Source organism: Bacillus sp. A01H (assembly GCF_045277205.1).
Classification (GTDB): domain Bacteria; phylum Bacillota; class Bacilli; order Bacillales; family Bacillaceae_G; genus Bacillus_A; species Bacillus_A paranthracis.
In genome coordinates, this window is sequence record NZ_CP117702.1 from 3,309,082 (window position 1) to 3,333,061 (window position 23,980).

Here is a 23,980-nt window from a genome sequence, read left to right on the forward strand (position 1 = left end):
CTAACCTTCTTTAAAATTTTTATAATAAAGCTCTATCTCCGTTTTCAACGAACAATTATTTCTCCAAAATATTCTCTGCATCTTTTCATTTGAAGTATGTGTGCTTCCGATGTAATAAGTAGCCCCTATTTCCTTTAACATATGTAAAGATTGAAGATGCAGCCGGGAAGCAATTCCTTTCCCACGATAACAAGGCATTACCCCAAAATAAAATAATCGTCCTTCACTTTCTGTTCCAGTTTCTATATGCGGTATGGACATACCAATCGGCTCATTTTTATCATAAAAAACAATACATGACTTTTCCCAACCCTTACCTAACTCTGTTTGTACAGAATAAAAATGTTCATCGATAGTTAAAATTGAAGTTTGATCCCCTGAACCCGACATACATTGTTCCCAAATATATTTAAATTCTTTTTCCGATAACGTTCCTTCTGCTATTGATCGATATGTATATTGTCTTTCAAGTTCTTCTATATTGTTCAATTCTCTACATACTTCTACCTTTGCTGCGTGCAAAGAAAAACCTGCATCAAGTAACACTCTCACACTTGAGTTATAACTACTAAACCTTTTGTTTAATACAATACTCGCTCTTTTTAACTCCCAATTAAAACAAACCTCTTCAAATCTACTTATCTTTTCTTTATATGTTTGTACGTTATACAAAACATCTTCTTCTATTTCTTCAATCGTTACTGCATTTGGTAAGCCATTTAATACTTTTTTAGAAGGGCCAAACAAATTCTGAATGATTGCAAGATCATATATCACCACTTTAATTCACCTACACCTGGCTCAATAAACTTCCCTGAAACATCCTCATTTGAATCTATTATCCAATCATATATATTTTTTGCTCCTTCAGCCGGGGTCATATTCGCATCAAAAGCACCAATTTCAGTCTTTAATTTTCCAGGGTGAATAGCAGTTACACGAATTCCTTTATCCTCAAACTCTTGTTGTAAACAGAGTGTTAGCATATTTTGTGCAGCTTTAGCAATTCGATATGAATATGAGAACTGACCTTGTGGAAACTCTTTGTTCGCCATTTTATGCAATGAACCTAACCGAGAGGACACATTTATGATTCTCGGATGATCCGATTTAGCTAAAGCCATATATGTACCTTTTACAGCTCGAATTACACCTAAGCAATGAATATTAAATAAGTCCGTTAACTCTTCTGAATTTGTATGTAAAACCTCAGTCTCCTTCCCAGTAATTCCTGCGTTATTTATAACTAGATCTATATACTCTGTATATTCCTCAAGCTGGTTTTTCATTTGCTCCGTACTCTCATCAATCGATAAGTCTGCCAATATAGGAAAACATCTGCAACTAAACATTTTCTTCAATTGTGTTAACGCAACCTCAGTTCTAACTAACGGATAAACGATATGTCCATTTTCATGAAACACTTTTACTAACTGTAACCCTAATCCGCGATTTCCACCTGTAATTAGAACTCTCATATATTCATCTCCTTATTTTTAAAATAAATAAGAAAATCCATCCACTTACCATTCTCTAATGAAAACGCCTCTCTCTTGCATTCAAAAGAAAAACCGGATCTTTCCGCAAGACGAACGGATGGCTCATTATCAACACGTATATGTAATTCGATTCTATGAAAATGAAGACGATTAAAAAATAACGATACTGCAGCTTTCACACTTTCCATGCCATATCCGTTTTTCCAGTATTGATTATGTATGGAATATCCCATCATCGCCCATTGATAGTCCATACGTAAAATTTTAATCAGCTCTAGCTTACCAATATTAGCTCCGTCTTCTTTACGAAAAATACCTAATACGTACATCTCATCTCGATGCGCTGCTTCATCAAAGCCCCTTATCCATTCCGTGAACCATTCTTTTGTTGATGATGCCATAACTTGATAACCATCATCATATTTATACTGCGATGGTAACCTCTTATTAAATCCATCTAACCAACTTTCATAATCATCATTTTGGAACGAACGGATCATCAGTCTCTCTGTCTCTACCTGTAATAGCGGTAGCTTCATTTACATCTCTTCCCTTAATTAATATTTGAATATTCTTTATTATCTTACACAAAATACAAAATCTAGTAAATTATTATGTTTTTGATAAACAATGACCTGTTAAACTACAATATTGATTTTTGAGAAATACAAAAGGAAACCCTGTTCTGAAGGGTTTCCTTTTGTCATCATACTCTCAATCTTATCTGTAATTTAAACCTTTGTATTCTGTCTTTAATATTCCATACACATCAACATCTTCATATGTATTTAATAAAAGTCTATTTTTTCTCAATGTGCCTTCTTTACGTAAGCCCGACTTCTCTAATACTTTAATTGATGATCGGTTTCTAGAAATGGCAGATGCCCAAATTCTATTTAAACCTAATTCGATAAAACCAAATTGAATTATTCTGTTTACAGCCTCAGTTGCAAAACCCTTTCCCCAATAATTCTTACCAATCCAATAACCAAGTTCACCTCTATTGTTACCCTTGTCAATTCTTAGTGTAATTGTACCTACAATTTCTCTTGATTCTTTAGAGACAATTCCTAAAGGGTATTCAATTCCTTTCCTTATAAGTTCTGGTTGCATATCAACCCAATCTTGCGCGAACTCTAATTTATATGGGTGTGGAAGCCCAAGAATATTAGCTAATTCCTTATCATTAGCTAACTCTTTAATTCTAAACACGTCATCATTAGTAAAAGGTTCTATACATAAATGCTCAGTTTCTAATTTTATAGCCATAGTTTCTCCCCCTAGTACTGAAATTAGTTAGCTCCCTTTATTTTCAATATTACACTAAAAAAACATAAAAGGTTTTAAATATTTACAATATCAACCAACAGAATCATAAACAAAAAATCCAGTTATGCTTTATACATAACTGGATTCCTCATTACCTAATCGTTTTTTATTTTACAAGTACATTTTCTCTTAATTCTCTCTTCAACACTTTCCCTAAAGCATTTTTCGGTAACTCTTCTACGAATACCACTTCTGGAATTTTGTAACTTGCTAACTTCTCCTTACAATACTGAATAATACTTTCTTCTGTTACTGTTGTTTCGCCATCCTTCACAATGTAAGCTCTTGGAATCTCTCCCCAAAATTCATCTGGAACTCCAACTACTGCAACTTCTAAAACACCATGTATTTCATGAATAACATCTTCTACTTGGTCTGGATATACATTGTCACCACCGCGTATAATAACGTCTTTATATCTTCCCATAATATGCAAGAATCCGTCGTCATCTATCATGCCAGCATCGCCCATGTTAAACCAATTATCTTTTACTACCTTCTTTGTCGCCTTTTCATTATTCCAATACCCTTTAAACATGTATGGACTTCTTACATGAATCTCTCCAACTTCATTTGCTTTAAGTTCATGTCCTGTTTCTGGATGAACAATTTTCACCTCTACATTTTTCAAGGCTTTTCCTACAGAAGACATCTTTTCTTTTCCCATCATTGGATGCCATGAAGTTACAACCCAACCTTCTGTACTACCATAGCCTTGCACCATATAGATTCCTTTTTCCATATATTTTTGGATGAGTGTTTCTGGCACTTTTGTTCCACCGCTTTGTGCTACTTTAAAAGTAGAGATGTTACGTTCTTTTTTATTTAGTTCATCAAGCATATAGCTATAAACAGCCGGGAATGCAAGCATCGTAGTAATTTTCTCTTCTTCAATCTTATCCCAAATAAGAGTAGGATTCGAATCAGCTAAGAAGATCATCGTAACACCATGATAAATACAATTTAAAATAGAAAGCACGCCACTCATATGAAATAATGGATGCACGGATAAAAAGCGTTCACCTGCTGGAATTTCTCTTTGTCCTGCAATCTCATCAAAATAATGATGTAAGTTTTTATGACCAATTACACATGCTTTTGCCTGTCCAGTCGTTCCTGAAGTAAATAAATAAATGGCATCGTCTTCTTCATGAACTTCTACGTTCGGTTCTGTCATTGGCTGTTTTTGCAACTCTAATTCAAATGAACCAAAGCCTTCTTTTGTCGTTTGAATTACATAAGGAATTTCTTTAACAGCATCAACATTTAATAACACTTCACTAAATTCTTCATCAATAACTAACACTTTTAATTTCGCTTCTTTTACAATCGTTTCTAATTCATATACAGTAAGCTGATGATTTAGCGGAATACATACCGCTCCAATTTTTAAACTTGCCATCATAACGCTTGGAAATGGGTGATTATTTTTGCATAGTATTCCAATGCGATCTCCTCTTTGCACACCATTATGTAATAAATAATGTGCAAGCTGATTTACTCGTTCATTATATTGCTGAAACGAATATCTTTTCCCTCCGCCTACAAGCGCTTCCAAATTTGGTGATTGCATTGCTCTTTTTTGTAATAATTTTTGCATCGTTCTCAAGTAAAACTCCCCTTTATATATGTTAGGTTTTTTATTTTACCAGATTAACTATTAATTTACTAAAGATTATACTTAGTGAATATAATAAGAATATAAAATAGCCATTTACTTCACAAGTAAATGGCTATTTCCTCTTATATATTAGAATACTTCTTGTTCATCACATATTGCACATACTCAGGTGCACTTTTATCAATCTCTTCATCACTTAGTTTATATTCTGCACCATATAAATAAAATGAAGGTATAAATTCCATACCTGTATATAAGCATGTAGCTTGGAATGGTTTCGTCAACTCATCCATCGTAATTCCGCTATTTTCATAATCTTTTTCTAATCCACCTATAGAAACTGCTACACCAAACTCATTTCCCTTCACTTTATCCCCTTTTGATCCGTATGCAAATCCATATGTTAATACATCATCAAACCATTTTTTTAATAATGGCGGTGTGCTGTACCAGTAAAGCGGAAATTGAAATATATATCTGTCATGTTCTACTAATAACTTTTGCTCTTCTTCAATATTAAACTCCCAGTTTGGTGCCACTTTATATAATTCATGCACCGTAATTTCATCTGAATGTTTCTCAAGTTCTTCTATCCATCTTTTATTAATTTTTGATTTTTCAATATGAGGGTGTGCTACAATTACAAGTGTTCTCATCATTTTCCATCCCCTTTATAAATGAATCAATCCTTTACATATTAGTATGAATGCATTACATATAATTGAAAAGTACGTACTTTCAGGTGCTATAGGAACCTTGAGGTACCTTTGGAGGTGTTATATGAATCAAAATGATAACTGTCCAATTGCAACGACGCTCGATGTAATCGGTGGAAAATGGAAAGTTCATATTTTATGTGTTTTGATGGATGGAAAAATGCGAACAAATGAAATCCGACGAGAAATCCCAAACATTACGCAAAAAGTTCTGACTCAACAACTTCGGCAACTTGAAGCTGATGGGATTATCCATCGTACTGTATATCAAGAAGTACCACCAAAGGTTGAGTACACAATAAGCGAATACGGGAAATCTTTAATGCAAATTATGAATGAACTATTTGAATGGGGAAAAGATCATCAGCTCAAAAGATTACATGACTAAAAAGGCACTATATACTTTGTTTAATCCTCAATGTTTATATTTTGTGTTTTTATAAATTTTATTTTTATCGTTTTTGGGCTAACTTGTTTTCTTAGATTGATGGACGTGACCCCACATCCATCGATCTAAAAAGATATAATTAAAAAAATGAGATTTCTATACAATTTCGCATATAAACACTACTTCTACCTCATTAAACACTTGCCCGACTTTTTCTAATCTCAATTGTACGTAAACTATAAAGGAGCACACCTAAACCGAGAATTTTTTCGTTATTAGACGCATTAGAACCTAAGGTAATAGTAGGTACATTTAAACCCATAAACCTTTCACTCCATTCTATAGGCATATATCCCTGCTTACCAATTACTAATGTACGTCCATCTATTGTACGGAGAGTACTTTGAATAAAATCAAACTCAACTTCTACATCTGACAATTTTGTGGCTTTATCTGTCATCAAAGTACCTCGTATCATAGTAAATCCTTGTATCATTTTTTCTTTAAACATACCAATCTGATTATAATTTGAATCATAGACTACCCAATCATATCCGTCCACTTCAGTATGAAAATAAGCTAGAATTTCCCCGCTACTCGTTTCTAATCCGTAAACATCTTTATTATGTAAAAAGGGTATTACTGAAAAAAGAATATTTGATGAAACCATCTTTGTTCCTGCTATATACTTACCATCAGGATGATATAGACCAAATTGCTTGTTTCGTTTTGGTAATTCTAATACAACCAAAGTATCAACATCCCAAAATGTTGCATTACTTTTTATCATATTCTTTTGTATCAACTTTCCTTTTCTTAACTGCCAAAATCCAATCCCAAAAAAGATAGAAGCAGCGATAACAAAAAAGATAAACTGCCCCCAATTAATATGTCCCCAATCTTCATATACAGCGCATAAAGTAAGAATAAAAATACCCGTCCCAATTAACAGTTTCAACTTTCCTTTTCGTTTATAGTAATCAAATAATTCCATTTCTATATCTTCACCCCTTATTTGTGGTTCCTAACTATTAATATATCAAAAACATATAATTCCCTCTATTCAAAAATATAAGTTCTTCCACTGTCCACTGCATTGGAAACAAAGTGATAGTCGGCCTTTTGAGCTCAAACTCCTGAGAAAGAATAAAAGCGAAATCAATATTTTTTTATTTTAGAGATAATACCATATCACCATCAAGCTAATAAAAAGATACTCCTTAAAAATAAAAAACGCTATTCTCTCTGTAAAATCATAGAAAAGAATAGCGTTTCTTATTTTGAAATAGAAGTCAGCATTTAAACTAAACATGCTAATATTGATTTTGTGCGATTGTCAGTTACTTCATAATAAATTTCTAATCCTTTCCGAGTACCTGTAACCATTTTAGCAGCCTTTAGTTTAGATAAATGTTGACTAATTGTACTTTGAGGCATTTCCAAATCCCCATACATTGTTGTTACATTAGTAGGACCTTTTGCAAGCATTATTTTTACTAATGATAAACGAACAGGATGCGCCAATACCTTTAGTACTTCAGAGATTTCTTCAAACATTTCTTTTTGTTCTTTCATCTTATTGCTCCCCTTTTATATACATATTTATGTTATCCATATATATAATTCGAAGGTATATACGATTTTATGTCCGTCATTTTAAAAAAATATAAAAAAACTTTTTCTCGAAACTAAAGGAGTATCTTCACATAATGTCTCACTATTAGAACTCTTATAGATACAGATGTATGTACTCTACACTCAGCTCACTAAAATTAATAAAAAAGAGAGCAGATAACCTGCTCTCTTAAGATGCCTCCTTATGTTCCGTGGAATGTTTTACACTTCCTATTCTCTTTAGCTTATTCCAACCTACCGCTACTCCTCGAATCGATGAGAATATAGATTTAACGACAACATAAGTCATAAATTGACGATAAATAAAGCGTTGTAAAATTAACCATACTAATGGTTTCGGATTCTCTTCCTCTAATTTAAATGCAAATAGAGATGCGAGAAGATCCATTAAAAAGAATACAAAATAAAATCCTAAAACTTTTAGCGGATCACTACTAAATAACCCCATAATCATTAATATATCTGCAAAAGGAGCAATGAATTGCAAAACATATTGGAATAACCACATGTTAGGCAATGCAATAAATCCTAACGTTTTATGCTTTGAATTACATAACGCTTTTCGATGTTTCCAAAGACATTGGAGTGTACCATATGACCAACGATATCGCTGTTTAATGAGACTTTTCACATCTTCAGGTGACTCCGTAAAAGCATACGCTTTTTCTTCATATACAATTCTATGTCCTTGACGTAAAAATGTAATAGTAAGATCTGTATCTTCTGCTAATGTATCTTCGCTTAAATATCCCGATTCAACTACATTCTTCTTACGCCACGCCCCAATAGCCCCTGGAACTACTGTAATACAATTTAATTCATCAAAAGCTCTACGTTCTAAATTAAATCCTGTTATATATTCAACATGTTGCCAAGTAGTTAACAAGTTTCGTCTATTCCCCACTTTAACATTACCTGAAACTGCTGCTACATTTTGATCTTCAAAGTGTCTAACCATGAGAGAAATGGCGTCTTGCGCAATAATAGTATCCGCATCTAAAGTGACAATAATCTCTCCTCGCGATTGTTGAAACCCTAAGTTCATTGCCGATGATTTCCCGCCGTTTTCTTTCTGAATGAAACGAACTTTAGAGTGTTTATAAAATGTTTCTTGCATTACTTTTGACGTACCATCTGTCGATCCGTCATCCACAACAATAACTTCAAATTCTCCATACTTACTATCCAAAATTGAGCGAATCGTCTTAGCTATCACCTTTTCTTCATTATATGCTGCTATGACAACACTAACAAAAGGTTGATAGGACGAATGAATAGTGTGAGGTAGCGTTTTTCTTTTCTGCTTCCATGCAAAATAAATTAAGAATAAGAATCGAAAAATCCCTAATCCAATAGCGATATAAAAAATAGTTGTTAATATATGTTTAAAGTATCCCGCCCCTGAAAAGACAGCTTTATTGTAAAGTAAATATTGCTTCCCCTCAGAAGAAACAGGAGGCATAATTTCATCACGTTCTTTATTCATTAAATCTGAAATTGTTACAAAACTATATCCATGCTTTTTTAAGTCTTTAATAATGATCGGCAACGCCTCTACCGTATGGGTACGATTCCCTCCCGCATCATGGAGAAGAATAATATTTCCCTCTCCCTTATAAACGGGATTAAGAGCACGCATTACTAATTCATTTGTTGATGGTGTTGCCCAGTCCTCAGGATCCACTTTTTCTGCTACCATTGTATAGTTCATATTTTGTGCTCGTAAAATAGGCAATATTTCATTTGAGGAATCCGGGTTAGCATCCGCTTCGTATGGTGGCCTAAACAAAACTGTAGAATGCCCAGTTATTTCCTGGATCAGACGTTGCGTCGTATTAAGTTCTACTTTTGTTCGTAGTAAAGACGTATCAGCTACGTTAGGATGCTTGAAAGTATGATTGCCAATTTCATGCCCTTCATCGTATATTCTTTTCACAATACTAGTATTTAGTTGTGCGTTTTCACCAAGTACAAAAAAAGCAGCTTTGATCTTATTCTCTTTTAATATATCTAAGATTTCCGGCGTATATTTCGGGTCTGGTCCATCATCAAATGTTAGTACTACTTGTTTCCCTTTCGGTTTTCCATATCGCTGCACTTCGTATGCAGATGGTAAGGATTGATATACTTCATCTGTAAGATAACCATCTTTACCTACTTTAAAATCTCTCAATCCATTTTGCTTTTCATTCTCAATCTGTAAAATTTCACCTTGTCCAGAATAATTCACTTCATCTAAACTAGTGATTTTATGTAATACATCAGGATTTTTTTGTGCCTCAATCGGATTTTTTAAAACTTTCCATATTGTAGGATCTTCTGCTCCTAATCTCCATAACGCAAACCCCTTTGCTTTGTTGTCCATTGCGATTTTCACTTGATTATAGAGAGTAACGCCGTCTAAGAACCAAGCAGTATGTTCTTTATCTCCTGTTTTATATCTAAAATAAGGATTTCCACTCATCTTATCCCATTGAATATTCATATCTGAATTATGAGCCATTACCATAACTTCTGAAAAAGTTAAAGATTTCGCCGGTTCCTTACTATTTACTTTCCAATCATATCCATAGTTACCGAAAGCAACTATAAGTTTATTAGACGGAATATTCAGTTCTTTTAATGTATGTTGAAACCATTTATTTGAAGCAATTGGTCCTGGCTCTCCTGCTCCATAGTGCTCATCGTACATCATTACAATCATTCGATCTATTATTTTTGCTAACGCACTATAATCAAAAGCCTTATCATTAGCTGGAACATCTTGTGTAACGAGCAAATCATGTTTATGAAAGACCCTAGTAAGTTCTTTCATAAAATTTGTTACGTTTTCTCTATCACTTTCAGGTACGGCCTCAAAGTCAATATTAATACCCGCAAATCGATTCTTTTCAACTTGCTTTACTAAATCATTTATAAACTTTGTCTTTACATCATTTGAGGAATTCAGCAACTTATGAATTAGCCCACTATCCGGACCAGAAGCTTCCTCAGTATAGTTAGTTAGTAAAGGCATAATTTTCACTTGATTTTTTTCTGCTAACTTTACTATCTCAGGTTTTATCTCACTTCTAATCGTTAAATCTGCTTTTAAATGATACCACTCTGGTACTAGCGTGGTTAATGAATCGATATTTTCTTTTAAAGAAGCGGTACTATTTTCATCCCAGTTTACATAAAAACCATACACTTCTTTACGTTGTTTACTATCCTTCGGCGAATTCACCAAATTTTTATTATCCTTCGTTTCGGTATTTGGTTTAAACTCTTCCTTCTTTAACTGCTGATCACTAAGTTTTTGATTAATTGGTACAAGTTTATTATCTTGTTGTACAGCTGTATTCATATTTGGAATTTCTGGTGTTGAAAAAATACTTTGAAAGAAAAAATAAAATACAATACTTACGCTAACTATTGAAATACATAGAAACGAAATAAAAGCTATGTTTCTTCTTCCTTTCGGATCATAAAAAACAGGTTTTACTTTATCTTTCTCTTGTTGAATGTTTTTCTCCATTATATTTTTCACATACTCCTTCTTAATAGAACGATAGAATAATAAAGTACAACTTTAAGCAGCCCAACTCCCACCTAACTTCTTTGCCCTAGCCAAATTTTGAGATGGGAGTTTTACTGCCCGCAATAGTGAGATAACTCCTTTTCACTTTAAAACGAATCTCCCACTTCTATATTTCTATTGATTCTTCTTTTCATTCCCTTGCTGGTGGCCTCTATTTTCTTGTTGAGATCCCCTACCATTATTCCCCTGCTCGTTTCCAACATTTTCTTTTTGGGATCCTCTTCCATTGTCACCTTGCTGATTCCCATTATTTCCTTGTTGAGATCCCCTACCATTGTCACCTTGTTGATTCCCATTATTTCCTTGGGGTACTCTTCCGTTGTTTCCTTGCTGGTGCCCATTATTTCCTTGGGACCCTCTTCCGTTGTTTCCTTGCTGATTCCCATTATTTCCTTGGGACCCTCCCCCGTTATTTCCTTGCTGATTCCCATTATTCCCTTGCGATCCTCTTCCATTGTTCTCTTGCTGGTGCCCATTATTCCCTTGCGATCCTCTTTCGTTGTTTCCTTGCTGATTTCCATTATTCCCTTGTTGGGATTCTCGACCGTTGTTTCCTTGCTGATTCCCATTATTTCCTTGTTGGGATTCCCTACCGTTATTCTCCTGCTTAGTCCCTCTATTTTCTTGCTGAGATCCTCTACCATTGTTTTCTTTTATTTGCTTCGTTGGCTGTTCCTCTATTTTCTTTTGTTCTTTATGCTCTGGCTTCTCATATTTTTTGTCTTTTACAGAAGACAAATCTGGCGCTACATCAGGAGATGAATCCGGCTGCGATTGTAACTCTTCTTCGTTTTCCACCGGATTAGACGGCGTGGCCGGCGGCGTAACCGATTTGTTCTTCTCATTCTCTTGCTTTATATAGACACCTGTGCCCATTCCAGCTTTTCTAGCATTCTCTCGTACTTGCATCGTGCTACTTTGATATTCGACTGTAATATGTTTTAGCTCATATTCTTTCTTTAATTCTTTCATTACCTTTTCCAACTTCGGTTCTAGCAACTTATCCTTTGCAATAGCGGTTAGCATAACTTGCTTATCATTCGTTAAATACTTATCCTCTTGACTCTGCTTTATAATTGTACGTATTACTTCTTGCAATTGTTTATTTTCCCATTGCTTTAATTCTTTTAAAATACGCCTTCCATCATCATTACAAGCTTGTAAATCTATAACGCGAAGATCCTTCGTTACACTCACTTCTAAACTTGGATTTATATCAACTGAGACGTAAGCGAATACTTTTTCTTCCGGTTGGTTGTAGAAAAATAACAGCGCGCATAGAAAACAAGCAACAAGTAATGATGCCGGCTTTAAGAAATAAGGAATTGAAAAACGCGATACTTTTTGTTCTTGCTCATCAAATGAAATTTCCTCTCCAATCATGCAAGAATCCCCTTTTCTTTTACACGTAATAAACTCTCCATTTGGCGTTAAAACAACTACGCTATGTTTTTTTATATCCATCACAATTCCTTTATTCATCATGCTTCCCTCCCCTTATATAATCAAGAATGTATGTATAGTTGTTTGCGAAGATAATACACATTGCAATGATATATTTTCTATGCCGCTCCAACGTTTTACGACTTACCCTAACACGCGGTTCAATATGTTTAAGTGGTAATTTTTTCTTTCGGAACAGCTCCTCCATCATTTCCTCTTCTTTTATAATCATCTTTACAATTTCTATTAAGTGTTCACGCGTATCACGATGCTTAGGAGATTCTTTAGCAAGCTCTGAAAATGTGATTTTAAACTCAGCTAACACACTTTGAAAATGAAGAATTTCCTCCTTACGGTTACTATTATCCATCTCTTTCATATACTCCGTAAGCGACACTTGCATTTCTAACATTTCCTCTTGCTCATCTTCTTTTAAAAAGACACGATTATGCTTAGACTCCTTGCGTATATAGTCAATTACATCTCTTTTTATAAGAAGATCAGCAAACGCTAGAAAAGATTTCCCTTTTTTATATGAATACTGTTCAATTGCTTCGTTAAACGCAAACAATCCAATACTATATTCATCATCCTGTTCTGTAATATATCGGCGGCAGACAGACGAGATTGATTTTCTAATAAACGGCTGATACTGTACGATAAATGCTTCTTTATCTTCTTCGTTATTTTGTATGTTACATACGATATCTTCTATTTTCGGTTTTCTTAAGATCTTCATTACTAAACTCAACACGGGTAATCTCTCTCCCTCCTTCTGCTTGAAATAGAAGAATGGTCACTAAACAAGTGACCATTCAACCACATTTTCTTTAGGCTTGTCTTCTTGTTGTTCATATTTTTCAAAGCCAACTTTTCTATCGTTCTTACAGTTAGGCTTACATTTCACTCTACTTTCTTATTTTCTTCCGCTTGTTTTGCTTGCTCTGTTTCTATTTTATCTGCAATCCTTGCATAACTCTTCTCTATATCATTGGTAATTTCACCCTTTTATTTCGGATGCCCCACTTAATCTAGTAATTTTATTAACACATCAATATTCTTTCATAATCAATTTTCTTCTATTTATTTTCTTCACTATACATATTCGGAGGAATACAAAGTTTTATGGGGGTCAAAAAATATTTTTTATAAAAAATACATATTTATTTCAAAAATAAAAACCATTGATTTGAAAAAGGGCTAATCAAATTGATGGTTTTCTTATCATATCTATTAAATTAAGTTAGGCTCTCATTATGTATAAAAAAATCTGCTGTTCTCCCTATTTCCTGCCGCTTTTCTCCATCGTTATCTTTCTTGATTATCATAATATGTCTTATCTGCATATTTTTGATCATTTCCTTTTAGATAAGCTAATATTACTTTTGGATTTTTAAGTAAAGCCCAGTCTCCATATGTATCAAATCTTCTGCATGAAGTTATCATGCCATTTTTAATGGTACCAAATTTCTTATTATTTCGTTTTCCCCATTCTTTTAAGCGTTTCGCGAAATCTGCATCTTCTGCCATAAGCATGTTTTCATTAAATCCGTTAATTGCCATAAAATCTTTTCTATAACACCAAAAAATCCCCACAGATATAGCCCCGTACTTAAAAAGTAAGGGAATTATAATTAGAATTGCAGAAAAGAATATTCCAAAAGACATTCTTTCGAACTTCCCATTCACCCCACCACCAATATATTTACCTGAAGATAAATATTTATCTACATTAGATAACAAAGACTCTGTCATTATCGTATCAGCATCTATAGTAACGATTATTTCTCCACTAGCTATTTCTGCCCCTGCATTTCGGATTTTAGATAAGTTTTTATCTTCATTTTTTAATGTAATACAATCATAAGATTTTGCTATTTCCTCTGTTTTATCTGTGCAACGATTTAAAACAACTATAACTTCCGTTTGCTCTTTATATGCCTCTGATGCTTTTGCAATTGACTCCAAACATTTTCTAATGTACTTTTCTTCATTATGTGCAGGGATTATAATAGAAAACTTCACATCTTTTTGTAAATCGCTTCCTGAAGATTCGTTTATTTCAGTCATAATATTCCCCCTTATTTTAGATAAATATATGTTATACATAACATATATTAAAATTGATTAAGTTTTATTATAAAAAAGTACTTAAAACAATATAGACATATTATTTTAATTGTAATAGGGCTACTATTAAGCTAACAAAAATTGACGTTGCATAAGCTTAGCTTAATAGGGACGTGTTGGGGCCTCTATATAAAAAACCACAGTTTACACCCAAACTGTGGTTTTTTGACGTACAATGATTTATCAACTTCTGTTTTTAGTCTTAAAATCTGCAACAGAACCAGGATCCCTCCTGAAAGTATAAATTCCAAGGAGGGAATCCGTTTTTTTATTTACTTATATACGTACAGCTGTACCACTTACAGCAACCATTAACATTCCATCACGAACAACTTCGTAATCTACGTCAATACCAACGATAGCGTTCGCACCTTTTTGTTTTGCAAGTTCTTTCATTTCGTCCATTGCAATATCACGAGCTTCTTTTAGCTTACTTTCATAAGAACCAGCACGACCACCGACAACATCACGAACAGAAGCGAATAAATCGCGTACAATGTTGGCCCCCATAATAGCTTCACCATTTACAATATCAATATAGTCAATAATTTCTTTACCTTGAATTCCAGACGTTGTTGTTACAATCATGTTTGACACCCTCCTAATTTTTTATAATATTCAATTGCATGTGTCTCTCTATGACATATGTAATTAAAAAATAGCATTAAAATTGTTTAACATATGTATCGCTATAACATATGCAAGGGATCTATTAGAAATAAGATAAGCCGCAGTAAGCATCACCGTGCCAGGTAAATATATAGCAAGATCCGAAAGTTGATTTGAATGAAGACCTGCAAAAATTATAATCGAAACGATGGATGCAATAGCAGTACCAACATATTCCGAAAAACGATTTACTAATATATGACGAAATATAATTTCTTCAATTATTGGTCCTATAATCCCAAATAGAAGTACTGTGAATATAATAGGCACCTCTGGGCCCTTTGAAAGGACCTGTTCTTGGTTCTCTGGCTGACCTGTATTTAGAAAATGCATAATAGAATTTTCCACAATTACCATAAGTAAAACCACCATAGGAACGCTTACTATTTTCAAAATTGTTTTCTCTTTAAAATAAGTAAAACTTTCAATAATTTCTTTCCTAAAGAAAATGATTCCTACAATAGCAGGTACAGTCAAACCGATGGCACTAAGAGCAAATTCTGATTCAACTAAGTTGCTGTTAGTTAAAAGGGATATGCCAAATAATATGAACAAGCCAATTTGAAGTAGTGCAAACAGTATATAAACTATTAGCATAATAAGTTCTTTTGTATTCGTTTTTATAAAGCTCACTTTATTACCTCCATAATGAAATTACTTAGAATCTTTGATTTTTCTTTCTGCATAACGTTCTCCTTCTAAATATACTTATATAATTTCCGGACCGGACGGTTCGGTCTGAAAACTAATGATACTATAAGTTTCTAGTTTTTTAAACCCCCTTTATAAATTATTTACAAAATCAAAACGGTACAAAGCAAATAAATTTATATTTCAGCTTCTGATTTACAATCAAATTCCAGTACTCATTCATTATTAACAATTAATCTTTTATAGTATGAAGTGATACGGCTTTTAACCGCAAGATCTCCTAATTAAACGAAGTGAAAATGAGAGTAGTTCAAACATTTTAGCTAAACATATTAATTAAAATTATATATAATACTCATATGTCGATACGGTAAAATTAGTTGCATGATATGACTGAATTAACCAACTGGTCATATTGTTTTTGACAGAAAATTCATTCGAATAGTATGGATAATACAGTTTGAGGTTTCCATCAGATAGGAATTGATAAGATATTTTTTGTTCCAAACTTATTTCTACTTACAAAAAAATCAAGAAAATAGAGGGTAAACATTACCTGGAATATTAAGCTCGTTTTTATTAGGAGGACTATAAAGCATGACTAAAGTTGATACAGTAAAAGAAAAGATTATTGAAACATCTTTATATTTATTTAATACTAATGGGATAACTCGCACATCCATTCAGGATATAATGACAGCCACTGAACTACCGAAAGGATCTATTTATCGTAGATTCAAAAATAAAGAAGAAATTGTTCTTGCTGCCTACGACAAAAGTGGTGAGATTATGTGGAGTCATTTTCATAAAGCAATGGAAAATAAAAAGACAGCAATCGATAAAATCCTTGCAATTTTCCTTGTATATCAAGATGCAGCTAATAACCCTCCTATCGCTGGAGGCTGTCCATTACTTAATAGCGCAATTGAAAGTACTGGCGTATTTCCAGAATTACAAAAAGCAGCAGCAAAAGGCTATGATGATACAGTAATGTTAATGGCTTCTCTCATAAAAGAAGGAATAGAGAAACAAGAACTTAAAGAAGAGATAAACATTATTTCGCTCGCTTCTTTCCTTGCCTCTTCAATGGAGGGCGCTATTATGGCAAGTCGTGTATCTAACGATAATATCCACCATCATTATTTTATTGAACAAATAAAACATCATCTTTTCTCTTATTCTAAATAAGTGAGAACTTGCATTTCCTTTTTATAGACTTAAATTGAATACCCTTCCCATAAAAAGTATTTACTGTTTATTAGAAGGGTATTAGTTTTTTTGACGTTGTATATTATACATACTACCAATCTCTTTTTCACATACCTCTTCTTTTTACTTTAAAAAATATCCACTTTGGTTTCTCCATTTAAAGCATTACCTATCTCCTTTTCCCTATAGATGGACAAAATATTGGGCACTAAATGAACTTTCCCAGAAGTAAAGTTCTAAAAGTAACCTATCCATAAAGCTACTAAAACTACTACTAACAAAGCAAAACAAAATGTGATATTTCGAATCCACTTTTGTATATCATGAAAATACTTTTCTATAAATGCGGTATAAGTAGAAAGCATAAGAAATAGCACAATGAAAGTAAAGGATCCCAATTTATCGTTATATTTTTCATTAGTAAATGTGCTTACATGGAGGAAAAGAAAAACAAATGTTATTATGGATAGCTCAAATAATCTTTTTTTATTCACTCCGCCACCACCACCTTACAATAATTACCTTTCATTCCAGTTTATCAGAACATAATGTGTAGTAGTATATGAATATTATACTCACGTCAAAAAGGCCAACAATTCAAGATTGTTAGCCTCCATATTCCATAATCGTGCATTTTAAAATACTACAAACGACTGGATTCTTCAACTTACACTATATTCTCTTTTAATTACAAAAAACGAACCCCGAATTGTTCCAGCTAATTTAGACTTCTGCCTAGCAAACTTAAATTTCTCTGCCAATTCTGTTGGTACCTCCATTCCATCAGAAAGCTTAAATCCAACAGCCCTCTTCTTCGGGTTATCCAATGTATACATGACGTTAATCACAAGACCATCTTCATAAAAGACGTATGCAAACTTAATATTTTCCACTTGAAAATACGATGTTTCTAAAGGTTTCGCCGCAAATTCAATATTACGTTCTTCCTTCAAAATGCGGTTCACATAATCAAGAGTCTTCTGGCTTGCACTAGCTGGTACAACTATAAATTCATGCTTGTATTTATTCATAAAGTAACGGGCTTCATGAGCACGTAAACCAGCTAGCGCTTCTACTATAGGTGAAGACTCTAAACCAACTGTAGTTACATTTTTAAAATCAACGATACAGGACAATTTCATCTCTCCTTTTAACTATTTACTTCCTAACAACCGGAATCCACATTTCACCAAACACTAAACCGTTTCTTTTCCCCATCTCAACCGTCGTATTTGGCCCACCAACATAAGCAAAATCTGTTGCTTCTCGTAAAGCTTGACCGAAGGCGATACCAGTAAGCTTATTACTTAGCTCTTCAGCTGTTTTGTCTTCCCCTTTTACTACTAAGTATTCTCCCTTAGGAAACTGAATCACTCTAGATTCTTCTTCTATTTGTGCTTCTGTCATGACGCCCGCATAATACATCATCTTGTTATTCACCGCTTCGCTCACAGAAAAAATATAATCATTTGTAGCTAGAGCTTTTAAAGTATCCAACCTTCCATCTTCTTTAACAGCCGACCAAAAGTCTTCCTTTTCTTTTTTTATTCCAACAAAATCTGTATATTCACTCTTAATTTCAGTTCCAATACCTAACACAATAAAGCTATCTTTTTCTTCAATCGTATAATTTTTCATATTCAAAACTTTCCTTCTTTTAAAATGAATCAAATGATTTATCTTTTCATCTGATGAGTTTATAATAACTTTAAATCATGTCAAAAAATGATACTGTTTAGGAGAACCAAATGAAAAAAGTTGAACGGATTAATACAATTATGCGGTATATCAACAATCGCTCCCACTTTACAATTTCAGAAATCATACGAGAATTTAACATCTCTCGATCGACAGCTATTAGGGACATTAGAGAAATAGAAGCTATGGGCATGCCACTTGTTGCTGAAGTTGGGAGGACTGGGGGATATTTTGTTATGCATAACTCTATCCTGCCCGTTGTTCGCTTTACTGATAACGAAGTGAAAGCTCTTTTTATTGCCTTTATGGCTACAAGAAATCAACAACTTCCCTATTTAAAAAGTCGTCAATCTTTAGCCGAAAAACTGTTAGGACTCATCTCAGAAACCCAGCAAGATGATATCGTTCTTTTAAATCAACTCTTGCTGTTTGAAGGGACTAACCCATATAACCCTGATCTACTTGAGCTTTCTGACCTCCCTCACCCTATGTTAGAAAAACTCATCCAAATCCTTCTTTTGGATAGACATTTATTGATTTCCATTAAAGAAGAGAAAGAAATCAAGTCTTATTCCATTTATCTATTACACCTGTATCAAGAAAAAAGTCAATGGATCATTGAAGGGTTTGACTTAAAAGAAGAAAAGAAGAGGATGTTTCCTGTCGATCATCTCATCCATATCGAACCATACACGACGAAAAAAAAGCTAAATAAGAAAAAGATTTTAGAAAAACTAAGTAAGAAGGATGAAGTGATTAACCTTATACTTGAACTTGGTCCAAAAGCAATTGCCCAGTTCAAAAAATACCACCCTTTCAAAATTTCAATATCTTATACAAATCCTTACCAATCCACAGCCATTTTAAAAACATTTATCAATGTTAACAATTCGGATGAAGTAACGGAAATAGTAAATTGGCTACTTTTCCTAGGGAAAGATATTACAATTAGGGAAATGCCTGAAGAAATACTAGAGAATTTACAAAAGCAATTGTGCTTTTACACTCCATAAACAGTGAGCCATTGTCACTGGGTAGATATCCTTTTTTTAATATCATTTTATTTACTACAGCGAGAGCACAACAAATAATAAAAGCACGGAAAATCTTTCCGTGCTTTTTCAAAGATATATATTATTTCGGACGATTTATTTCACTTACCCTAACTGACGTTTAAATGCTTTACTAGCGAAAAAGTAAGAGATGATCATGATCCCTACGCACCAAGCGAGCGCAATCCAAATATCGCTTCCAACAGATCCTTCATATAAAAGAGCACGAATCGCATTCACGATTGAAGTTACAGGCTGGTTTTCAGCAAATGCACGAACAATTTTCGGCATCGTTTCGGTAGGTACGAAGGCCGAACTAATAAATGGAAGAAAAACGAGTGGGTACGAATATGCTGTCGCCCCTTCCATAGACTTCGCTTTCAGCCCTGGAATGATAGCCAACCATGTTAGCGCTAACGTAAACATCCCTAGTATCCCAGCTACTCCAAGCCAATCTAGAATATTCGCACTGGAACGGAAACCCATTAAGAGCGCAACAAGAATAACAACTAAGATAGTAAGTACATTCGCAACAAGAGAGGTTAAAACGTGAGCCCACAATATCGATGAGCGCTTAATAGGCATCGTAATGAAACGTGCCATAAGCCCACTCTTTACATCCGTAAATAATCGTACAGAAGTGTAAGCGACACCAGATGCGATAGCCATTAGCAAAATTCCTGGCAATAAATAATTGACGTAGTTATCTGTTCCTGTTTGTATAGCCCCACCAAATACGTATACAAACAATAGCATCATCATAATCGGTGTAATCGCTACCGTAATAATTGTATCTGGACTACGCATAATATTGCGCATTAAGCGCCCAAGTAATACCCCTGTTTTGCTTTTCATTTACATCTCCTCCTTTTTGCCAATGATCGCAAGGAATATTTCTTCCAATGTAGGCTGCTTCTCGATATACTCCACTTTTGCTGGCGGGAACATCTCTTTCAGTTCAGTAAGAGTACCTGTCGTAATAATTTTTCCACCATGTAAAATAGCGATACGGTCAGCTAATTGTTCTGCTTCCTCTAAATACTGGGTTGTTAGTAAGATAGTTGTTCCTCCACCAGCAAGCTCTTTAACTGTATCCCACACTTCAATGCGCGCTTCAGGATCAAGCCCAGTCGTTGGTTCGTCAAGAAAAATAACTGCTGGCGCCCCGATCAAACTCATCGCGATATCAAGCCGGCGCTTCATCCCACCTGAATACTGATCTGCCCTTTGATTGGCCGCATCTGTCAGGCTAAATCTATCAAGCAAATCGTCAGCAACTTGAGCAGGATTGGAAACACCACGTAACTTGGCAATCATGATTAAGTTTTCCCTCCCGGTAAGCATGCCGTCTAAAGCTGCAAATTGTCCTGTCAAACTGATACTTTGACGAACATGATCTGGTTGGCGCTTAATATCAAATCCGCAAATACTTCCTTCACCGCTATCTTGTTTCAGTAGCGTCGAAAGGATGTTAACCGTTGTCGTCTTTCCCGCTCCATTTGAGCCTAGCAGCGCGAAAATTTCTCCACGCTGCACCTCAAAATCCACTCCCTTTAAGACTTCTTTATCTCTAAAAGCTTTTTTTAACCCTTTTACAGAAATCGCTGCATTACTCATACTTTTTCCCCCTTATAAAATTAAATTACCTGCACCCTCTATTTAGTACCACTGATAATCTGTATTACTTAGTAGTGGTTTAAAAATATAACTGAATAGCGATGGCGTTAATTCACATTTATGACCAGCTAATCAGTCGGTATTACTTGTTGCATTTATTTTTTTCTCAATTTCTTCATAATACTTTCATTCAAATCTTCACGATACTTAGAAACATACGTTTTAGCGTTTGCCACTAGTTCGTCAGCAAAAGATGCCACATCTTCCCCAGTAATATCTAGCACTTGTCTCCCTTCCGCTGCACCAGCTTCAAACAAATCGATTAATTCGTACTGAATGTGCAGCATATCCATCCCGTTTCCGGTCGAAAAATTCCACATGTAGTTTTGAATTTTCTTAAACACAAACTGATAGTCCTCTGGCAGTGCTGCAACACGTGCCATCATCATTCTGTACTCTTTTTTATCACCAATTAATTTTTTGAATATTTCCAACATCTTATTTTCCTCCTTTTTTTATAAAGCAGAACCAGAAACTCTCCAAATATGAGCCGAAACATTTTATATTATGAGGCTAGTTTGACTTCAAGACGTTAATTTTTGACGATACAAAATCCCATTTTTTCCAAAACAATTCAAGTTCCTGACGTCCAGCTTCATTTAATGAATAAAACTTACGAGGCGGTCCCATATCTGATGGTTTCTTTTCAATATTCACAAGCTTTTTCTTCTCTAATCGTACGAGGATGGTATAGACTGTTCCTTCCACGACTTCTGTAAACCCAAGATCATTCAGGTGGCGAGTAATCTCATAACCATACGTTTCACGGCGACTAATGATTTCCAGCACACACCCTTCCAGTGAACCTTTCAACATTTCAGTTAAATTTTCCATGTTCTGATCCTCCTTTACCCCCTATTCTGTCTGACTTATATTCAGTATTACAGAGTACTAAGGCGAATTTTTACTGAATAGCTTTTGAGTAAAACTACACTATTCAGTATTACTTATTACAACTACACTGTATGACTAAGTAGCGGTACATGTCAACTGATTTTCAAATTTCTTCTAAAATCCGCTATTACCTATTATTTAGTGAAAAGTTTTTTAAGAAACAACACTACTCAGTATCACCTATTACAACTACATTGTATGACTGAGTAGTTGTAAATGTCAACTCGATTTTTATATTTTTCTAAAATCAACTACTACCCACCCCGCTAAGAAAAGAAAATACCCCAAAACAATAATTCTATATTATTGTTTTGGGGCGCTATAAGCTAGCTCTTCTTCTGAATAAGACCAATCATCCTCTTGTTACGATAACATCATATCCATATCTTCTGCTGCAGTTGTAATTAATTTCAAACCGAATGTTTCTTGTAATACATCGAGCACGCCAGCTGAAATAAATTCAGGTGCCTTTGGACCGATGCGAATATCTTGAATTCCAAGACTAAATAGCCCAAGCAAAATAGCAACCGCTTTTTGTTCAAACCAAGATAAGACAATGCTTACTGGCAATTCATTCACTTCGCATTGGAAAGCATCAGCTAAAGCAGCCGCTATTTTCACTGTAGAAATGGAATTATTACATTGTCCTAAGTCGATGTAGCGCGGAATCTCGGTACCAGGTACAACGCCGTAATCCACATCATTGAAGCGGAACTTTCCGCAAGAAGTCGTTAAAATCACTGTTTCAGGCGGAAGTGACGTTGCTAATTCACGATAATATTCCCCGCCTTTTCCTGGTGCATCACAACCTGCGATGACAAAGAAACGCTTAATCTTTCCTTCTTTTACTGCCTCAATAATTTCTGGAGCTAATGATAAGACTGTATTATGATGAAACCCTGTTACTAACTGTTCATCCGACTCCATATGTACTTCTGGAAGTTCTAGCGCTTTTTGAATCAATGGTGCAAAATTATCATTTTCAATTTTTTGTACGCCCTCTAGGCCGGCAATATCATATGAATAAAATCGATCAGAGTATGATCCTTTAATTGGCATAACACAGTTCGTTGTCGCTAATATGGCACCTGTAAATTTTTCAAAAAGGCGTCTTTGATCATACCATGCCTTACCGATGTTTCCTTTTAAATGTTTATATTTTTTCAGCTGCGGATACCCGTGTGCTGGTAACATTTCCGAATGCGTATAAATATTAATTTCTTTTCCTTCTGTTTGTTTTAATAATTCTTCTAACGCAAATAAATTATGGCCTGTAACTACAATAGCTTTACCTTCTACACGGTTTTGTGTAATTTGAACAGGCTCTGGAACACCAAAATGATTCGTATGTGCCTCATCTAGCAACTCCATTACCCGTAAAGCTGATTTCCCAACTTTCATAGCCATATCAGCATGTTCTTGTTCATTAAAGTTAGAATTGGTTAATGTCATATACAATGCTTCTTGCGTCGTAGCATCTACAAAAGCATCCGTATACCCTAGCTGAGCAGCATGTGTGCGATAAGCTGCAATTCCTTTTAACCCAAAAACAATCGTATCTTGTAAACTCGCAATCGTTTCATTCTTGCCACAAACACCCATTACTTTACATCCGCCTGTTGGGGTTTGCTCACATTGATAACAAAACATATCATCCCACCCTCTCCCAATCATTCATTACACCCTAAGCATAATATCCATTGAAAAAAAGTGATGTGATATCAATCACAATAATATATAAAGATTTGTGACAGTTCATATTGTCGACATAATATTTTTACTATATCCT

25 protein-coding genes are annotated in these 23,980 nt (G+C 34.4%); 3 read left to right on the forward strand and 22 right to left on the reverse strand.

The features are described 5' to 3' along the window. The 6 genes from PSR14_RS17460 to PSR14_RS17485 all read right to left on the reverse strand — a co-directional run bounded on the left by PSR14_RS17460 (position 1) and on the right by PSR14_RS17485 (position 5,105). Positions 1 to 777 carry a GNAT family N-acetyltransferase gene (locus PSR14_RS17460; protein ID WP_113732529.1) on the reverse strand — a complete coding sequence of 259 codons (777 nt, stop codon included), beginning with the start codon at positions 775 to 777 and terminating at the stop codon, positions 1 to 3. Continuing rightward, positions 774 to 1,478, reverse strand: coding sequence for an SDR family NAD(P)-dependent oxidoreductase (locus PSR14_RS17465; protein WP_001264494.1), 705 nt, complete (start codon positions 1,476 to 1,478; stop codon positions 774 to 776). Before PSR14_RS17465 ends, PSR14_RS17460 begins: the two co-directional genes overlap by 4 nt. Continuing rightward, positions 1,475 to 2,038 (reverse strand): GNAT family N-acetyltransferase, encoded by a 564-nt coding sequence (locus tag PSR14_RS17470; protein ID WP_073541266.1) that lies wholly within the window; start codon positions 2,036 to 2,038, stop codon positions 1,475 to 1,477. Before PSR14_RS17470 ends, PSR14_RS17465 begins: the two co-directional genes overlap by 4 nt. Positions 2,039 to 2,219: 181 nt before the next feature. Further along, complete coding sequence (locus PSR14_RS17475; protein ID WP_000985516.1) at positions 2,220 to 2,768, reverse strand: GNAT family N-acetyltransferase; 549 nt, start codon at positions 2,766 to 2,768, stop codon at positions 2,220 to 2,222. Positions 2,769 to 2,934: 166 nt separating this feature from the next. Further along, complete coding sequence (locus PSR14_RS17480) at positions 2,935 to 4,428, reverse strand: class I adenylate-forming enzyme family protein (protein ID WP_073541371.1); 1,494 nt, start codon at positions 4,426 to 4,428, stop codon at positions 2,935 to 2,937. A 143-nt stretch (positions 4,429 to 4,571) separates the two neighbouring features. Further along, the gene (locus tag PSR14_RS17485) at positions 4,572 to 5,105 is read right to left on the reverse strand and encodes an NAD(P)H-dependent oxidoreductase (protein WP_113732530.1); all 534 of its coding nucleotides are present in this window, start codon (positions 5,103 to 5,105) and stop codon (positions 4,572 to 4,574) included. Positions 5,106 to 5,229: 124 nt separating this feature from the next. On the opposite strand from PSR14_RS17485, the gene PSR14_RS17490 reads away from it, so the two are divergent. After that, positions 5,230 to 5,553 (forward strand): helix-turn-helix domain-containing protein, encoded by a 324-nt coding sequence (locus tag PSR14_RS17490; protein ID WP_001072984.1) that lies wholly within the window; start codon positions 5,230 to 5,232, stop codon positions 5,551 to 5,553. Positions 5,554 to 5,746: 193 nt separating this feature from the next. On the opposite strand, the gene PSR14_RS17495 is transcribed toward PSR14_RS17490, so the two are convergent. The 8 genes from PSR14_RS17495 to PSR14_RS17530 all read right to left on the reverse strand — a co-directional run bounded on the left by PSR14_RS17495 (position 5,747) and on the right by PSR14_RS17530 (position 15,643). Continuing rightward, positions 5,747 to 6,547 carry a hypothetical protein gene (locus PSR14_RS17495; protein ID WP_000418469.1) on the reverse strand — a complete coding sequence of 267 codons (801 nt, stop codon included), beginning with the start codon at positions 6,545 to 6,547 and terminating at the stop codon, positions 5,747 to 5,749. A 305-nt stretch (positions 6,548 to 6,852) separates the two neighbouring features. Continuing rightward, positions 6,853 to 7,128, reverse strand: a complete 276-nt coding sequence (locus PSR14_RS17500; protein WP_000662957.1) for a helix-turn-helix transcriptional regulator — start codon at positions 7,126 to 7,128, stop codon at positions 6,853 to 6,855. Between the two features lie 229 nt (positions 7,129 to 7,357). Next, positions 7,358 to 10,705, reverse strand: coding sequence for a glycosyltransferase (locus PSR14_RS17505; protein WP_000414327.1), 3,348 nt, complete (start codon positions 10,703 to 10,705; stop codon positions 7,358 to 7,360). A 177-nt stretch (positions 10,706 to 10,882) separates the two neighbouring features. After that, a complete protein-coding gene (rsgI, locus tag PSR14_RS17510) occupies positions 10,883 to 12,253 on the reverse strand; it encodes an anti-sigma-I factor RsgI (protein WP_098487391.1) in 1,371 nt (456 codons plus the stop codon). Next, positions 12,243 to 12,965, reverse strand: coding sequence for an RNA polymerase sigma factor SigI (gene sigI / locus PSR14_RS17515; protein WP_000950302.1), 723 nt, complete (start codon positions 12,963 to 12,965; stop codon positions 12,243 to 12,245). Before sigI ends, rsgI begins: the two co-directional genes overlap by 11 nt. A gap of 554 nt (positions 12,966 to 13,519) precedes the next feature. Next, a complete protein-coding gene (locus tag PSR14_RS17520; protein ID WP_098487392.1) occupies positions 13,520 to 14,281 on the reverse strand; it encodes a glycosyltransferase family 2 protein in 762 nt (253 codons plus the stop codon). Positions 14,282 to 14,617: 336 nt separating this feature from the next. Further along, complete coding sequence (locus PSR14_RS17525; protein WP_000637502.1) at positions 14,618 to 14,929, reverse strand: heavy metal-binding domain-containing protein; 312 nt, start codon at positions 14,927 to 14,929, stop codon at positions 14,618 to 14,620. Positions 14,930 to 14,992: 63 nt separating this feature from the next. Then, complete coding sequence (locus tag PSR14_RS17530) at positions 14,993 to 15,643, reverse strand: type II CAAX prenyl endopeptidase Rce1 family protein (protein ID WP_073541270.1); 651 nt, start codon at positions 15,641 to 15,643, stop codon at positions 14,993 to 14,995. A gap of 615 nt (positions 15,644 to 16,258) precedes the next feature. On the opposite strand from PSR14_RS17530, the gene PSR14_RS17535 reads away from it, so the two are divergent. Continuing rightward, positions 16,259 to 16,849, forward strand: a complete 591-nt coding sequence (locus tag PSR14_RS17535; RefSeq protein WP_000169674.1) for a TetR/AcrR family transcriptional regulator — start codon at positions 16,259 to 16,261, stop codon at positions 16,847 to 16,849. Between the two features lie 257 nt (positions 16,850 to 17,106). On the opposite strand, the gene PSR14_RS17540 is transcribed toward PSR14_RS17535, so the two are convergent. The 3 genes from PSR14_RS17540 to PSR14_RS17550 all read right to left on the reverse strand — a co-directional run bounded on the left by PSR14_RS17540 (position 17,107) and on the right by PSR14_RS17550 (position 18,508). Next, entirely contained in the window at positions 17,107 to 17,364 is a 258-nt protein-coding gene (locus PSR14_RS17540) for a DUF3963 domain-containing protein (protein WP_098487393.1), read from the reverse strand. Between the two features lie 168 nt (positions 17,365 to 17,532). Continuing rightward, the gene (locus PSR14_RS17545; RefSeq protein WP_073541274.1) at positions 17,533 to 18,012 is read right to left on the reverse strand and encodes a phage tail protein; all 480 of its coding nucleotides are present in this window, start codon (positions 18,010 to 18,012) and stop codon (positions 17,533 to 17,535) included. A gap of 16 nt (positions 18,013 to 18,028) precedes the next feature. Then, a complete protein-coding gene (locus tag PSR14_RS17550) occupies positions 18,029 to 18,508 on the reverse strand; it encodes a GyrI-like domain-containing protein (RefSeq protein WP_000801047.1) in 480 nt (159 codons plus the stop codon). A 110-nt stretch (positions 18,509 to 18,618) separates the two neighbouring features. Between PSR14_RS17550 and PSR14_RS17555 the strand changes: the two genes are divergently transcribed. Beyond that, on the forward strand, positions 18,619 to 19,581 hold the full coding sequence (locus tag PSR14_RS17555) for a YafY family protein (protein WP_000755048.1): 963 nt from the start codon (positions 18,619 to 18,621) through the stop codon (positions 19,579 to 19,581). 144 nt (positions 19,582 to 19,725) lie between these two features. Here PSR14_RS17555 and PSR14_RS17560 read toward each other — a convergent pair whose 3' ends face one another. From PSR14_RS17560 to hcp, 5 genes are all read right to left on the reverse strand, one after another. Further along, complete coding sequence (locus PSR14_RS17560) at positions 19,726 to 20,475, reverse strand: ABC transporter permease (RefSeq protein ID WP_000837823.1); 750 nt, start codon at positions 20,473 to 20,475, stop codon at positions 19,726 to 19,728. Next, a complete protein-coding gene (locus PSR14_RS17565; RefSeq protein ID WP_000063321.1) occupies positions 20,476 to 21,237 on the reverse strand; it encodes an ABC transporter ATP-binding protein in 762 nt (253 codons plus the stop codon). A gap of 155 nt (positions 21,238 to 21,392) precedes the next feature. Further along, positions 21,393 to 21,734, reverse strand: a complete 342-nt coding sequence (locus tag PSR14_RS17570) for a DUF1048 domain-containing protein (protein ID WP_000889650.1) — start codon at positions 21,732 to 21,734, stop codon at positions 21,393 to 21,395. 76 nt (positions 21,735 to 21,810) lie between these two features. Next, positions 21,811 to 22,131: a PadR family transcriptional regulator gene (locus tag PSR14_RS17575; protein WP_000429483.1), complete on the reverse strand. Its 321-nt coding sequence runs from the start codon at positions 22,129 to 22,131 to the stop codon at positions 21,811 to 21,813. 423 nt (positions 22,132 to 22,554) lie between these two features. Continuing rightward, positions 22,555 to 23,841: a hydroxylamine reductase gene (gene hcp, locus PSR14_RS17580; RefSeq protein ID WP_406644037.1), complete on the reverse strand. Its 1,287-nt coding sequence runs from the start codon at positions 23,839 to 23,841 to the stop codon at positions 22,555 to 22,557. Positions 23,842 to 23,980 lie beyond the last annotated feature (139 nt).

What these genes read in the sequence shown, in the direction of transcription:
- PSR14_RS17550 (WP_000801047.1), bottom strand. Translation starts at nt 18,508, where the DNA reads ATGAAAAATTATACGATTGAAGAAAAAGATAGCTTTATTGTGTTAGGT.
- PSR14_RS17575 (WP_000429483.1), bottom strand. Translation starts at nt 22,131, where the DNA reads ATGGAAAATTTAACTGAAATGTTGAAAGGTTCACTGGAAGGGTGTGTG.
- PSR14_RS17495 (WP_000418469.1), bottom strand. Translation starts at nt 6,547, where the DNA reads ATGGAATTATTTGATTACTATAAACGAAAAGGAAAGTTGAAACTGTTA.
- PSR14_RS17465 (WP_001264494.1), bottom strand. Translation starts at nt 1,478, where the DNA reads ATGAGAGTTCTAATTACAGGTGGAAATCGCGGATTAGGGTTACAGTTA.
- rsgI (WP_098487391.1), bottom strand. Translation starts at nt 12,253, where the DNA reads ATGATGAATAAAGGAATTGTGATGGATATAAAAAAACATAGCGTAGTT.
- PSR14_RS17555 (WP_000755048.1), top strand. Translation starts at nt 18,619, where the DNA reads ATGAAAAAAGTTGAACGGATTAATACAATTATGCGGTATATCAACAAT.
- PSR14_RS17535 (WP_000169674.1), top strand. Translation starts at nt 16,259, where the DNA reads ATGACTAAAGTTGATACAGTAAAAGAAAAGATTATTGAAACATCTTTA.
- PSR14_RS17570 (WP_000889650.1), bottom strand. Translation starts at nt 21,734, where the DNA reads ATGTTGGAAATATTCAAAAAATTAATTGGTGATAAAAAAGAGTACAGA.
- PSR14_RS17545 (WP_073541274.1), bottom strand. Translation starts at nt 18,012, where the DNA reads ATGAAATTGTCCTGTATCGTTGATTTTAAAAATGTAACTACAGTTGGT.
- PSR14_RS17490 (WP_001072984.1), top strand. Translation starts at nt 5,230, where the DNA reads ATGAATCAAAATGATAACTGTCCAATTGCAACGACGCTCGATGTAATC.
- PSR14_RS17475 (WP_000985516.1), bottom strand. Translation starts at nt 2,768, where the DNA reads ATGGCTATAAAATTAGAAACTGAGCATTTATGTATAGAACCTTTTACT.
- PSR14_RS17485 (WP_113732530.1), bottom strand. Translation starts at nt 5,105, where the DNA reads ATGAGAACACTTGTAATTGTAGCACACCCTCATATTGAAAAATCAAAA.
- PSR14_RS17500 (WP_000662957.1), bottom strand. Translation starts at nt 7,128, where the DNA reads ATGAAAGAACAAAAAGAAATGTTTGAAGAAATCTCTGAAGTACTAAAG.
- PSR14_RS17560 (WP_000837823.1), bottom strand. Translation starts at nt 20,475, where the DNA reads ATGAAAAGCAAAACAGGGGTATTACTTGGGCGCTTAATGCGCAATATT.
- PSR14_RS17480 (WP_073541371.1), bottom strand. Translation starts at nt 4,428, where the DNA reads ATGCAAAAATTATTACAAAAAAGAGCAATGCAATCACCAAATTTGGAA.
- PSR14_RS17525 (WP_000637502.1), bottom strand. Translation starts at nt 14,929, where the DNA reads ATGATTGTAACAACAACGTCTGGAATTCAAGGTAAAGAAATTATTGAC.
- PSR14_RS17520 (WP_098487392.1), bottom strand. Translation starts at nt 14,281, where the DNA reads ATGACTGAAATAAACGAATCTTCAGGAAGCGATTTACAAAAAGATGTG.
- PSR14_RS17505 (WP_000414327.1), bottom strand. Translation starts at nt 10,705, where the DNA reads ATGGAGAAAAACATTCAACAAGAGAAAGATAAAGTAAAACCTGTTTTT.
- hcp (WP_406644037.1), bottom strand. Translation starts at nt 23,841, where the DNA reads ATGTTTTGTTATCAATGTGAGCAAACCCCAACAGGCGGATGTAAAGTA.
- PSR14_RS17470 (WP_073541266.1), bottom strand. Translation starts at nt 2,038, where the DNA reads ATGAAGCTACCGCTATTACAGGTAGAGACAGAGAGACTGATGATCCGT.
- PSR14_RS17565 (WP_000063321.1), bottom strand. Translation starts at nt 21,237, where the DNA reads ATGAGTAATGCAGCGATTTCTGTAAAAGGGTTAAAAAAAGCTTTTAGA.